Below are 13,184 nucleotides of genomic sequence, written 5' to 3' on the forward strand. Positions count from 1 at the left end.
CTCGGCCAGCGCCCACACGAATTACTTGGTTAACTTTTTAAAGAGCGTTTGAGCTGTTGCTCAATCAAGGTGGCGTATTCTACATCGTTCCGCCGCCTTGTCAACCGTTTATCTGAAGAATTTCAAAACTCGTTTTCTTCAATACTTTCAAACAGTTGACCCCCGAATCCGGAGCCGCCTAATCGGCTTGCCCCTCGAAGGAAATGCGCATTCTACAGACCTGCCCGAAGGTGTCAACGGTTCCATCAAAACTTTTTCAGGATCCACCAAAAACCGCCTTACAGGTCGACTTTCACCGCAGCCGCTGAGCGCCTGGCAGCTTCCCTTGCCTGCTCAATGGTCTCGCCTTTGGCTAACGCCACACCCATGCGGCGGCGCCCGTGCAGTTCAGGTTTGCCGAACAACCTCAATTGCGTGTCCGGTACCGCCAGGGCCTCTTGCAACTCATAATAGGAGACATCCGTCGATTCACCCTCAGGGAGGATGACCGCAGAGGCGGATGCGCCTAACTGACGAATAGCAGGAACCGGCAAGCCGAGAATGGCGCGGGCGTGCAGGGCAAACTCCGACAGGTCCTGAGAAACCAGGGTAACCAGACCGGTATCGTGAGGCCGGGGAGAGACTTCCGAGAACCAGACCTCGTCGCCTTTGACGAAAAGCTCCACACCGTAAACGCCATACCCGCCCAGGTTGCTGGCCACTGCTTCGGCAATCTCACGGGAGCGCGCCAGTGCCTGCTCACTCATGGCCTGAGGTTGCCAGGATTCGCGGTAGTCACCGTCTTCCTGCCGGTGCCCGATCGGATCACAGAATGAGATGCCGTCACGATGCTTGACGGTAAGCAGGGTAATTTCATAATCGAAGTCCACAAACCCCTCAACGATCACCCTGCCTTTGCCGGCACGGCCCCCGGTCTGGGCATACTCCCAGGCAGCCTCTACGTCACTTTCTGACTGAACGGTGCTCTGCCCTTTACCGGATGAGCTCATCACCGGCTTTACCACCAGGGGAATACCGACTTCCTTTATAGCCGCCAGATAATCCTCGCGGGTTTCCGCGAAACGGTACGGAGACGTTGGCAGGCCCAGTTCCTCTGCCGCCAGCCGACGAATGCCCTCCCGGTTCATGGTCAGGTTGACTGCACGGGCCGTTGGGATCACGCGATAACCCTCTTGCTCGAGAGCGACCAGTTCGGGTGTAGCGATGGCTTCAATCTCTGGAACGATGAGATTGGGACGCTCCTGCTCTATTACCGCGCGCAGCGCCTGGCCATCAAGCATATCCACAACATGACTGCGATGGGCCACCTGCATGGCCGGCGCATTGGCGTATCGATCAACAGCGATCACCTCCACACCCAGCCGCTGGAGCTCGATAACAACCTCTTTACCCAACTCACCCGAGCCACAGAACAGAACTTTGAACGCGCCCGTTCTGAGCGGCGTACCGATGCGCACGGTTTCAGACATAACCTTGGATTCCTGTAGCAATACGTTTCACAGGGCGACTTTCTCTTCGCGCCTGGCGACCTTCTTCAACACTTCCCGACGTTCCTCATTGGTCATTCGGGTCCAGTGCATGATTTCGTCGCCGGTGCGGTGACAACCAATGCACACATCGTTCGCGTCCAACGCACAAACGCTGACGCAGGGCGACCTTACTTTGTCAGCTACCTTCATGTTCAAAGCTCGCAGGGTGTCAGTTGGCAAAGATACCGTTCAGCGTTCTGGACATAGTGCGCCGCACTGAGCTCGAGCATCTTTTTCTGGTTATCGTTCAGTTCACGCTTGATTTTGCCGGGCGAGCCCACAACCATCGACCCATCCGGCACCTCCATGCCTTCAGGAATCAGGGTATTAGCGCCAATCAGGCAATGCTTGCCAACCTTTGCACCGTTAAGAATGACCACATTGATGCCAACCAGCGAATAGTCGCCAATCTGACAGCCATGGAGCATCGCCTTGTGGCCAACCGTGACACCCCGCCCCAGAGTCAGAGGGATGCCCGGGTCGGTATGGAGCACCGAGCCATCCTGAACGTTGGATTCAGGACCGATGGTGATCCATTCGTTGTCACCGCGGATCACCACGTTGAACCAGATACTGGCTTTCTCAAGCAAACGCACACTGCCAATCACACTGGCGTTGTGCGCCACAAAGTGGCCATTTCCCTGCAACTCGGGTTTGCGATCGCCAAGCGCGAAATACATATCAGGCTCCTGTTCGGGATGTGTTGGGGGCTGGGGGCTCCAGAAGGTCAATGCCGGCATCGTACACAGCGTTCAGGAAATCAACCAGAACCACTGCCGACAACCCCCATATCTGATACCGCTCCCAGCGGTAGCATGGAACATAAAACGTGTGATTCAGGAAGTCGAGAGCGTCGGTGCGCTCACGGCGGTCCTCCAGGAAAAATTCCAGAGGAACTTTAAAAATACTTTCGATTTCGTGGGGGTTCGCCTGCAGTGGGTGATCGCGGGGTATCACCCCAACGTAAGGTGTTACCAGTATCCCGTAACGGGACATGACCTGACTCAGGGGCGCAACGATCTGCACCTGCTCAGGCGGCAAACCGATTTCCTCGTGAGTTTCACGCAACGCTGTCGCCGCCAGCGAGGTATCGGTCAGGTCCCGCTTGCCACCCGGGAATGCAACCTGCCCGCGATGGGTATTCAGGTTCGACGACCTCAGGGTAAACACCATTTCGGGGTTGTGGTGGTTATCCGTCACCGGCACGAGAATCCCGGCTTCCGGATAATCCAGCGCCAGCTGTCGAGGCGCGTAACCCGAGAGTCGTTCTTTCAAAAGGTTGTGCAAAGCCCTGCTCCAACTACGACCGTCGTTTGAATGAGACAGCGGCAGCGCAGATCGTTAAACTTGCTACCACACATTTTACAAGTATACGGTGAAAGCCATGAAATACTGCAGCACATGCGGCCACCCGGTAGAGCAGCGAATCCCGCAGGGTGACAATCGGCACCGTTATGTGTGCCTCAGTTGCGACACCATACATTACCAGAACCCCCGCATTGTTGCGGGCACCGTTCCCGTCTGGAACAACCAGATCCTGCTTTGCCGCCGCGCCATCGAGCCGAGGTATGGCTACTGGACCCTGCCGGCAGGCTTTATGGAGAATGCCGAAACCACGATAGAGGCAGCCGCCCGCGAAACCCGCGAGGAAGCCCTGGCGGAAGTCAACATCGACGGCCTCTACAGCATTATCGACGTACCTCATATCAATCAGGTACACATGTTTTACCGGGCAACGCTGATCGACGGCCAGTTCGGTGCCGGCGAGGAATCCCTGGAAACCCGCCTGTTCGATCTGGATAACATCCCCTGGGAAGAACTGTCTTTCCCGACAGTACGCAAGACCCTGGAACTGTTCCTCGAGGACCTGAAAAGCGAGGCCTTTCAGGTTCACGTGACGGACATTCGCTATTCCATGGCTACGCGAAAATAGACCGGCCTAAAGCACCTCAAGGCGATAGACTTCATACGCAGGCTCTTCATAGGGATGAGCCTGTTTGAAGGCCTCGATCGCCTGCCTGATCACGCTGTCTTCGCACACCAGCTCGACCTTGTACTCGCTCACCTTCTCGACCTGACCTTGCTGGCCGATAAAGGGCTGGCTGCCCGCCAATGGACGGAACTGCCCTTGCCCCAAACTTTGCCAGGCACAGCAATCGTAGTCACCGATGCGACCGGCCCCTGCCCCGAACAATGCCGACTTGGTTTCCTCCAGGTGAGACTCGGGGACAAAATAACAGATTTTGTACATCACACTCGCTCCAATTGAACACTCCGTCACCTTCGTGACCGAGCATTTTTTGTACAGATTAAGGGCTTAGCTACTTACCCACAGATTCTGTGGATAACTCTGGGGAAAGTTTTTGGGAACACGCCCTCACCCCCTGCTATTACTGCACTTTCGTTAAATTGGCGACAAATTCACCTACAGATTTAAATCTATATTTTTCAATACCTTACAACTGTCCTACAAAATCTGAAGCAATAATCAGCGTTTTGTTCACTGATCGCACAGCGTGGCACCAAGAGTGTGCATAAAAGTAACGAGTCAAGGGCAGAAAAGCGATTTCAGAGAAATATTTCCCTTGAAATGTGCACACTTTTGAGGCTCACAGCCATAAAAAAACCGGCCAGAGGGCATCGCGTATTCGCAATCCCTCTGGCCGGCTCTGTCAGCCGGACCGGCGTATCAGCCAAACCAGCGACGGGCGCTCCGGAACATTCTCATCCATGGACCATCTTCCTGCCACTCAGACGGATGCCAGGAATGCTGAACGGCCCGGAATACGCGCTCAGGATGCGGCATCATGATCGTGACCCGACCGTCCCGTGTGGTCACACCGGTAATCCCGTTTTCCGATCCATTGGGGTTGTAGGGGTAACGTACCGTTGCCTGGCCTCGATTGTCGACGTAGCGCAACGCCACCAGCTCATGCTCTTCCAGAGCCGCTGCCGAGTTACTGCCCGCAAACTCGATACGACCCTCGCCATGCGCTACCGCAATCGGCATCCTCGAGCCGGCCATCCCGTCCATAAAGGCCGAAGGTGACGGAAGAACTTCTGCCATCACCAGGCGGGCCTCGAACTGCTCGGACTGGTTACGCACAAAACGCGGCCATCCCTCACTGCCCGGGATCAGCTCGTGGAGATTCGACAGCATCTGGCAGCCATTGCAGACGCCTAGCGCGAGGGTATCCTGCCGGTTAAAGAAAGTAGCGAACTGATCACGGACACGGTCGCTGAACAGGATCGACTTCGCCCATCCCTCTCCCGCACCCAGAACGTCACCATAGGAAAAGCCGCCACAGGCCACGAGGCTGCTGAAACCCTCCAGGGAGGCGCGGCCTGAGAGCAGATCACTCATGTGCACGTCAACAGATTCGAAGCCGGCCCGATCAAAGGCGGCCGCCATCTCAACCTGACCGTTCACGCCCTGCTCACGCAGCACCGCTACTTTCGGACGGGCCCCGGTGTTAATAAACGGAGCTGCCACGTCTTCGTTGATGTCGTAGCTGAGATCCACGCTCAAGCCCGGGTCAGCGACGTCCAGCAGATTATCGAACTCTTCCTGGGCGCAGTCCGCGTTATCGCGCAGCCCCTGAATCCGGTAGCTGGTCTCCGCCCACAGGCGCTGAAGCTCGGCGCGGGGTTCATCCACCACAGCGGAGCCGCCAAAACTCAGACGAATCCTGTCGTCATCACGCAGCGAACCGACAACCGAGGTATGGTCTCCCAGGCCGGACGCCGAAAACTGCTGCAGCACGAAATCGGTATCGTCACGACGCACTTGAATCACCGCACCAAGCTCTTCGTTGAACAGCTCGCGGGCGAATTGTGAGGGGTCCTCAGCGAGGCCATCCAGTTTGACGTCAATCCCGGTGTGACCGGCAAAACTCATCTCAGCGAGCGTCACGAAAAGCCCGCCGTCAGAGCGGTCGTGATACGCCAGCAGCTTGCCGTCACCGTTCAGGCCCTGTATCACCGCAAAGAACGCCTTGATGTCTTCCGGGTCGTCCAGGTCGGGCGCGACCGCACCCACATGACGGTAGACCTGCGCCAAGGCAGAGCCACCGAGACGGTTCTGGCCGGCCGCCAGGTCAATCAGAATCAGATCCGTTTCGCCGGCGTCGGTCATCAGCTGGGGCGTCAATGTACGGCGCACATCGGTCACCGGAGCGAAACCGCTGATGATCAGGGACAGGGGTGAAGTCACGCTTTTCTGCTCGCCACTCTCCTCTTCCCAGACGGTCTTCATGGACATGGAATCCTTGCCCACCGGAATGGTGATGCCCAGTTCCGGGCACAGCTCCATGCCCACCGCACGCACGGTCTCGTAGAGATTCTCGTCCTCACCGGGATGACCCGCTGCCGCCATCCAGTTGGCAGACAGGCGGATATCCGACAACTTCGAAATGGACGCTGCCGCCAGGTTGGTAATTACCTCACCGACCGCCATGCGACCGGAGGCCGGCGCGTCGATCACCGCAACCGGAGTGCGCTCACCCATGGCCATGGCTTCGCCCGCGCGAACATCGTAGGAACTGGAGGTAACCGCAACGTCTGCAACCGGCACCTGCCACGGACCGACCATCTGGTCGCGGGCGACCAGGCCGGTGATGGTACGGTCACCGATGGTGATCAGGAAACTCTTGGAACCGACGGAGGGCAGTCGCAGAATTCGCCGGATCGCGTCATTCAGGTCGACCTTGGTGGAATCGAAAATCGGCTTGGTAAACGACGACCGGGACACACTGCGATGCATGCGCGGCGGCTTGCCAAACAGTACGTCCATCGGAAGATCGACCGGCTTGTCGTCGAAATAGGAATCACCCAATTCCAGGTGGTGAGACTCGGTGGCCTCGCCGATGACCGCGTAGGGACAGCGCTCACGGCGGCACAACGCGTCAAAGAGCTCGAGATTTTCCGGGGCCACCGCCATGACATAGCGCTCCTGGGATTCGTTACACCAAATCTCCAGAGGCGACATGCCCGGCTCATCGCTGGGGATGTCCCGCAGCTCGAATTTCCCGCCGCGACCGCCGTCTTTGACCAGCTCCGGCATGGCGTTAGACAGGCCACCGGCGCCCACATCGTGGATAAACGCTATCGGGTTGGCCTCGCCCATCTGCCAGCAGCGATCAATCACCTCCTGGCAACGGCGCTCCATTTCCGGGTTATCACGCTGAACGGATGCGAAGTCCAGATTCTCGTGGCTGGTGCCGGAGTCCATGGAGGAAGCGGCACCGCCGCCCAGTCCAATCAGCATGGACGGTCCGCCAAGAACAATCAGCTTGGCACCCACCGGGATGTGACCTTTCTCCACGTGCTCGGCGCGAATATTACCAAGACCGCCGGCAATCATGATGGGCTTGTGATAACCGCGAACCTCTTCACCGGCTGCGCCGGGTACTTTCTCTTCGAAGGTACGGAAATAACCTGCAAGATTCGGGCGGCCGAATTCGTTGTTGAACGCTGCGCCGCCGATCGGTCCCTCGATCATGATGTCCAGTGCGGAGGCAATCCGTTCCGGCTTGCCGTAGCCAATTTCCCAGGGCTGCGGGTCACCCGGCAGATTCAGGTTGGAAACGGTGAACCCGGTAAGGCCCGCCTTCGGTTTCGAGCCACGACCGGTCGCGCCTTCGTCACGGATCTCGCCACCGGACCCGGTTGCTGCGCCGGCTGCCGGCGCAATCGCGGTCGGGTGGTTGTGGGTTTCCACCTTCATCAGGATATGAATGTCTTCTTCGTTGTAGCCATAAACCCCGGTTTCAGGATTCGGATAAAAGCGGCCACCACGGCTGCCGCGGATGACAGAGGCATTGTCCTTGTAGGCAGACAGCACACCTTCGCTGTTCATTTCATAGGTGTTGCGAATCATCGCAAACAGGGACTTTTCCTGGCCCTCACCGTCAATGTCCCAGGAGGCATTGAAGATCTTGTGGCGACAGTGCTCGGAGTTAGCCTGAGCAAACATCATCAGTTCAACGTCGGTGGGGTCCCGCTCCAGATCGGTGAACGATTTGGCCAGGTAGTCGATTTCATCATCCGCCAGCGCCAGCCCCAACTTGCGGTTAGCTTCCACCAATGCATCACGGCCGCCCGCCAGCACAGGCACCCGTTGAACGACACGGGGCTCGTCATGGCTGAACAGGAGTTCCGCGCCGCCCACCTCGTGAAACACTTTCTGGGTCATGCGATCGTGCAGCAGTGCCGCAATTTTTTCCCGCTGCTCCAGATTCAGTTTGCGATCAGCGCGCACGTAATAGGCGATACCCCGCTCAATGCGACGGATCTGACGCAGGCCACAGTTGCGGGCAATGTCGGTGGCTTTGCTGGACCAGGGGGACAGGGTTCCTGGGCGCGGCACCACCAGAAACAGCACACCTTCCGGGTCTTCAACCTGCACGCTGGGGCCGTAAGTGAGCAGACGATCAAGAATGACCTGCTCCGATTCAGACAGCTCGAATTCCAGATCAGTGAAGTGCATGAACTCAGCGTACACATGCTCCACTTCGGGCACGATGTCCCGGAGGCGGCTGTGCAGTTTGCTGGAGCGGAAGGGCGAGAGCGCTGGCGCGCCGCGAAGTTCAAGCATGATCGAAACCTGTATCGCGCGAAACGGGGGAGTCAGGGCGCCTGTGGACATTCGCCTCAGGTACCCGGCCATCTGAAAGGCCGCCATGATACTTGAAAGCGTGGCAGGGATACAGCGTCGGGAGCGTAATTACGGCCATGTACAATTGACATTCTTTTGCATATAAATTGATCACATTGATTGACCGGCGTAACTCGAACGGAGATGATTGAAATGTGGCATCGGACGCCACTAACAGGTTTGAACTCGGGTGTTATCGGATCCGGCAATGATCGGAACCCCGTAATGACATCGTAAACTCAGTGTCCTGCAGCAGTTCCAAGGGAGACCAGGGATTTGTCAAAGCCAAGACTGTATTCTGCCAGCCAATTCGGGCGCTGGCTGTTGCCTATCGCGCTTGTTGTCCTGTCCAGCGGTTGCTCTCGGCCAACCACCGTTCAGGAAGTGCGCTCGGAAGGCGTTCTCCATATCATTACCCGTACGGCTCCCTCCATCTATTTTGAAGGCCGTGACGGCACCACCGGTTATGATTACGAACTGGCAAAGCGATTCGCCGACCACCTGGGCGTAGAGCTTCGGGTCAGGGTGGAAGAAAACAACACTGATATTCTGTCTGTTCTGGACCGCAACTTTGCCCACATCGGGCTCGCCGGGCTGACCAACCGCGAAGAACTCACCGACCGCTATCACACCGTCCCGACCGGGATACTGGCTGAATCTGTGGTGATCTACCATCGAGAGATAGACCGCCCGCAAACGACCGCCGATCTGACCGGAGCCACCCTGCACCTGGTTTCAGACAGCAACCATGAACACCGGCTCAAGCAGCTGCGCGCGGATCATCCGGATCTCCAGTGGCAGGTACACCCAGCACTGGACGCCGCCGGAGTGCTGGCGCGCGTAGAGTCCGGTGAATTCCCGATTGCGGTTGTCTCGTCCAATGAGCTCGACCTCAACCACGTCTATTTCCCCATGGTGAAAGAGGCGTTTTCGCTGGGTGAACCCGAACAACTGGCTTGGCTGTTCCCCGCCGATCAGGACACCACCCTGTCGGATGCGGCGCGGGCATTCCTCGAAGAGCTGAACACCAACGGCACCCTGGCCCAGCTTTCGGAGCGGTTCTACGGGCATCTGGACCGGCTCAATTACGTCGGTGCCCGCACCTTCGTCCATCACGTCAATAACCGGCTTCCGAAGTACGAAGGGCTGTTTCGCAACTATGCGTCAGAGTACGGACTCGATTGGCGGCTGCTGGCCGCTATTGGCTACCAGGAATCCCATTGGCGGCCCAACGCCGTGTCGCCCACTGGCGTTCGCGGGCTGATGATGCTGACCCAGAACACGGCGGGCCAGATTGGTGTCAGTAACCGGCTGGACCCCGAAGAGAGCATTCAGGGCGGCGCAAAATACTTCACTCTGGTGCACCGCCAGATCCCGGATCGCATTCCGGAACCTGATCGCACCTGGTTTGCCCTCGCTTCCTACAACGTCGGCTTCGGCCACCTTGAGGACGCACGCCGGCTGACCGAGGGCGCAGGCAAGGATCCGGATCGCTGGATGGACGTGAAGGAATTCCTGCCGCTGCTGGCTCAGAAAGAGTGGTATTCAAAAACCCGGTATGGCTATGCCCGGGGCCACGAACCGGTGATCTACGTTCAGAACATCCGCCGTTATTATGACGTGCTCGCCTGGATGCTTGAGCCGGCCGAAGAACGCGAAGCCCCGGAAGAACCCTGGTTCGTTGAACTCGAAGGCGCCCCCATCGTCGAGCCCCCAGCCGAGTCCGGCGGCGGGGGCGACATGCGCGCAATGCTGCCAAGCGAGCTGGGCATGATTCCACCAACCCTGTGAGCCGCCACAGCCGGATGCATCGCACCGGCGGTCAAAGCCCGGATTCCTCGGTGTAGTCCAGCGCCTGCTCAACCTGGGCGGCGGTAAATCCGCGACGGCTCAGAAACCGGGCCTGGCGGGCTTTCTCATTCCAGTCATCGCGCAGGCTGTACCCACCGAAGCGCTTGCAGCGCAAACGAGTCGCCTGTTCCGCCCAATCCTCGTCCGTCATCTGATCCACGCACTCGGGCGCTGTGTGAACGCCGCGCTGCTGCAGTTCGGACAGAATTCTCAGGGGGCCGTACCCGAGATCCATACGCTGACGGGCATACACGTCGGCGAAGCGATCATCATTGAGCCACCCCTCCGCTTCATACTCGTCGAGAACCCGGTCAATTACGGCTCTTTCAATCTGACGTTGGCGCAGTTTCAGGCTCAATTCGACTCGACTGTGCTCACGCCGCGCCAGCAATCTCAACGCCACCGAGCGCGCCTTGTATTCCTGATCGTCCGGTTTTTCCTGTTTTGCCATTCTGACCCTTCCCGCAAACGCGAACAAAACGCTAGACTAGCCCCCGCAATGCAACTGCCCCTCTATCGATGGCAGCGCGTTGACTTCTCCGGCCCCGTGACGCGGGACGCCGATGGTCGGTGCGGCACACTTTGCCCACACCGGGAACTGGTTTCAATCTCAAGGATACCCTCATGGCTGCATTCATCCAGAAACTGTTCGGCAAAAACAAATCCGCAGGCAAGTCCGGCGCGACCCGCGGCAACACCAAACCGGCTCCGGTGAAGCCGGTCGAAACGCCGGCCGTGGATCCGCGAGACGAACTGCGTGCAACGCAACAACAGCAGCTGGCGAATGCCCCCACCGACACCCAGCTCGAACAACTCGCCATCGAGGGATTGACCGCCGATATCCGTGCCGAAGCCGCCGGCCGGCTGACGGATAAGGCCGGTTTACAGCGGATCCAGAAAGAGGCCAAGGGCCGTGATAAGGGGGTTTACCAGATTGTTCGGCAGGCTTTGCAACACCTGCGGGAAGAAGAAGAGCTGGCGCAGAAAATCCGTGACCGCATTCAGGCCCTGGTGACCAGCGCCACAGAACAGGCCCGCAGCGAAGACATGAAGCTCTATGAAGCCCGCCTGGACGCCCTGCTCAAACAATGGGCCGAGGTGGAAAAACAGGCCACGGCGGATCAGATCAATGCCTTCCTGGAAGCGATTCATCAGTGCCGTGAACGGGTAAACGCTCTGAAAGCAGAAGCGGAAGACATACAGCGACAAAGAGAACAGCAACAACAGCGGGCTGAAACCCTCGCGCTACTTCAGACCACGCTGGATGAGCTCCGACAGCAAAGCCCGGACCAGGCACCGGCGATCTCCTCCCTCGATGCCCTGCAGAAAACCCAGGAAAACCGGTGGCTTGAAGCAACCCGTGACACCACCGTCGACAAGCAGCAGCAAAAGCACTACGAGAGCCTGATGCAGCCACTCAAGCTGTTCATCGCGGCGCTGCGCCGACTCGGGCAGTACCGAGAGCAACTGGCGGCATTCGACACCGCTCAGGCGACTGACGACAGCGGCGATGCGCAGACCCGGGCACGGGAGCTGATCAAAGCCATCGACTGGCCCATGGATTTTGCCCGCCCGGAGCAGCTGGACGCACTCACCCGCAAAGCCGGCGAAACCCCGGCGGCAAAACCCCCGAAGCGGGACGACGCCGAACAGAAGCAGCAGGCAGATGCCCTCAAGAGCACAATGGCCAAGTTGGATGAGGCGCTGGACGCCAAGCAGCTCAAAGAATCCAAGCAACTGTTCAAGCAGGCACAGCAGCAGCTGAAAGCGCTGGATCACCGCCATAGCAAACCGTTTCAGGCGCGCATACAGCTACTGGGCGGGCAGTTGAGAGAGCTCACTGACTGGCAGGGCTTTGCGACTGAACCCAAACAGATTGCCCTGTGTGAACAGATGGAATACCTGGCCACCCAGCCCATGGAGCCGGAAGCCAAATCCGAGCGCATCCGCGAACTGCAGAACGAATGGCGGGAACTGGGCGGGTCCTCGGACCGAACCTTGTGGACCCGCTTCAAGGCCGCTTCAGATACAGCCTACGAGCCCTGCAAAGCCTATTTTGCGGCCAAGTCGGGCCTCAAACAGGCCAATCTGGAAACCCGCAAGGCGATCTGCGACCAGTTGGCCACCTTTGTCGATAATGCAGACTGGTCCCGGATCGACTGGAAGTCTGCCGAACGCATTCACCAGACCGCACGTCAGGAATGGAAAGCGGCGTGGCCTATCGAGTTCCGTGACAACCGCACGGTCCAGAAGCGCTTTGACGAACTGCTGAAACAGCTCGAGGAACCTCTGGAAGCGGAGCGCCGGAAAAACGAAGCGCTCAAGCAGGATATTGTTGACCGCGCCCACGCTCTGATCACCCATGAGCCATTGAACGAGGCCATGGACCGAGCCAAAGGCCTGCAAACCGAGTGGAAACAGATCGGCATCACCCGCCACCGGGAAGACCGCAAACTGTGGCAGTCTCTGCGTCAGGCCTGTGACGAGATTTTCGCACGTCGGGACGCACAGAAGTCCGAGCAACAGCAAGCATCCCGGGATGCGGATGCCAGCGCGGCTCCGGTACTGACCGAATGCGAGGCCCTCCAGCAGGCCACGGACCCGCAAGCCGTTGAACAAGTCCTCTCCGGGGTGCGGGCGATCACGGCGGAACCGGTGTCACCGGCAGTTCGGGAGCGGCTGAATCAGGAGAAACGCCGGCTGACCCAGCTGTTGGACAACCTGAAAATCCGCAGCCGGGTGCAGACCTGGCAGAACCTGGTCAGTGCACGGATGACTGGAGCATTGGATCAGGGCGCGCTGCCCGAAACCTGGACGCAACTGGCGAGCGACGGCGATGTCATGGCGGCCGATGAACTGGTCATTCGAGCCGAAATCCTCACCGGGACCGCATCACCGGAGTCGGATCAGGGGCGCCGAATGCAGATTCAGGTACAGCGCCTGGCGGACGGCATGGGCAACAGCAACGGTGACACGCCGGACACCGGCCGGCAGCTGGAGGCACTGGTTGCCCACTGGTGCCTCCGCCTGCCGGCGGAGGCAGTCAATAATTCGCTGGCCGAGCGTCTCAACCGGTCACTGGAGACGATGCTGGAGTGAGCGGCCTCATCTTCGCTGATGGCTCCCAACTTCGCTGATGGCTCTCAATT

Annotated in this window: 10 protein-coding genes; 3 read left to right on the top strand and 7 right to left on the bottom strand. The window is 58.7% G+C overall.

What is annotated here, in order from left to right:
* Positions 1–278: 278 nt before the first annotated feature.
* The 4 genes from purT to R0125_RS16140 are packed head-to-tail and all read right to left on the bottom strand — an operon-like array spanning position 279 to position 2,816.
* The gene (purT, locus tag R0125_RS16125) at positions 279–1,469 is read right to left on the bottom strand and encodes a formate-dependent phosphoribosylglycinamide formyltransferase (RefSeq protein WP_317238811.1); all 1,191 of its coding nucleotides are present in this window, start codon (positions 1,467–1,469) and stop codon (positions 279–281) included.
* Positions 1,470–1,496: 27 nt separating this feature from the next.
* Entirely contained in the window at positions 1,497–1,679 is a 183-nt protein-coding gene (locus R0125_RS16130; protein WP_248184884.1) for a DUF1289 domain-containing protein, read from the bottom strand.
* Positions 1,680–1,681: 2 nt separating this feature from the next.
* Positions 1,682–2,209 (bottom strand): gamma carbonic anhydrase family protein, encoded by a 528-nt coding sequence (locus tag R0125_RS16135; protein ID WP_317238812.1) that lies wholly within the window; start codon positions 2,207–2,209, stop codon positions 1,682–1,684.
* 1 nt (position 2,210) lies between these two features.
* The gene (locus tag R0125_RS16140) at positions 2,211–2,816 is read right to left on the bottom strand and encodes an NUDIX hydrolase (protein WP_248184890.1); all 606 of its coding nucleotides are present in this window, start codon (positions 2,814–2,816) and stop codon (positions 2,211–2,213) included.
* 97 nt (positions 2,817–2,913) lie between these two features.
* Here R0125_RS16140 and R0125_RS16145 point away from each other — a divergent pair, with 97 nt between their 5' ends.
* Positions 2,914–3,462, top strand: a complete 549-nt coding sequence (locus R0125_RS16145) for an NUDIX hydrolase (protein WP_248184892.1) — start codon at positions 2,914–2,916, stop codon at positions 3,460–3,462.
* A 6-nt stretch (positions 3,463–3,468) separates the two neighbouring features.
* Here R0125_RS16145 and R0125_RS16150 read toward each other — a convergent pair whose 3' ends face one another.
* Together R0125_RS16150 and purL are read right to left on the bottom strand one after the other, a co-directional pair.
* On the bottom strand, positions 3,469–3,780 hold the full coding sequence (locus R0125_RS16150) for a YqfO family protein (RefSeq protein ID WP_248184895.1): 312 nt from the start codon (positions 3,778–3,780) through the stop codon (positions 3,469–3,471).
* Between the two features lie 438 nt (positions 3,781–4,218).
* Entirely contained in the window at positions 4,219–8,124 is a 3,906-nt protein-coding gene (gene purL / locus R0125_RS16155) for a phosphoribosylformylglycinamidine synthase (RefSeq protein WP_248184898.1), read from the bottom strand.
* A gap of 336 nt (positions 8,125–8,460) precedes the next feature.
* On the opposite strand from purL, the gene mltF reads away from it, so the two are divergent.
* Complete coding sequence (mltF, locus tag R0125_RS16160) at positions 8,461–9,975, top strand: membrane-bound lytic murein transglycosylase MltF (RefSeq protein ID WP_248184900.1); 1,515 nt, start codon at positions 8,461–8,463, stop codon at positions 9,973–9,975.
* Positions 9,976–10,006: 31 nt separating this feature from the next.
* Here the strand turns inward: mltF and R0125_RS16165 are convergent, their stop codons facing one another.
* Positions 10,007–10,486 carry a regulatory protein RecX gene (locus R0125_RS16165; RefSeq protein WP_248184903.1) on the bottom strand — a complete coding sequence of 160 codons (480 nt, stop codon included), beginning with the start codon at positions 10,484–10,486 and terminating at the stop codon, positions 10,007–10,009.
* A gap of 173 nt (positions 10,487–10,659) precedes the next feature.
* Here R0125_RS16165 and R0125_RS16170 point away from each other — a divergent pair, with 173 nt between their 5' ends.
* On the top strand, positions 10,660–13,134 hold the full coding sequence (locus R0125_RS16170; RefSeq protein WP_317238813.1) for a DUF349 domain-containing protein: 2,475 nt from the start codon (positions 10,660–10,662) through the stop codon (positions 13,132–13,134).
* Positions 13,135–13,184 lie beyond the last annotated feature (50 nt).

This window comes from Marinobacter sp. M-5 (genome assembly GCF_032911545.1).
Taxonomy (GTDB): domain Bacteria; phylum Pseudomonadota; class Gammaproteobacteria; order Pseudomonadales; family Oleiphilaceae; genus Marinobacter; species Marinobacter goseongensis.

Excerpts from the sequence above, each read along its gene's own strand:
- purT (WP_317238811.1), bottom strand. The coding sequence starts at position 1,469 with ATGTCTGAAACCGTGCGCATCGGTACGCCGCTCAGAACGGGCGCGTTC.
- R0125_RS16130 (WP_248184884.1), bottom strand. The coding sequence starts at position 1,679 with ATGAAGGTAGCTGACAAAGTAAGGTCGCCCTGCGTCAGCGTTTGTGCG.
- R0125_RS16165 (WP_248184903.1), bottom strand. The coding sequence starts at position 10,486 with ATGGCAAAACAGGAAAAACCGGACGATCAGGAATACAAGGCGCGCTCG.
- purL (WP_248184898.1), bottom strand. The coding sequence starts at position 8,124 with ATGCTTGAACTTCGCGGCGCGCCAGCGCTCTCGCCCTTCCGCTCCAGC.
- R0125_RS16170 (WP_317238813.1), top strand. The coding sequence starts at position 10,660 with ATGGCTGCATTCATCCAGAAACTGTTCGGCAAAAACAAATCCGCAGGC.
- R0125_RS16145 (WP_248184892.1), top strand. The coding sequence starts at position 2,914 with ATGAAATACTGCAGCACATGCGGCCACCCGGTAGAGCAGCGAATCCCG.
- R0125_RS16150 (WP_248184895.1), bottom strand. The coding sequence starts at position 3,780 with ATGTACAAAATCTGTTATTTTGTCCCCGAGTCTCACCTGGAGGAAACC.
- R0125_RS16135 (WP_317238812.1), bottom strand. The coding sequence starts at position 2,209 with ATGTATTTCGCGCTTGGCGATCGCAAACCCGAGTTGCAGGGAAATGGC.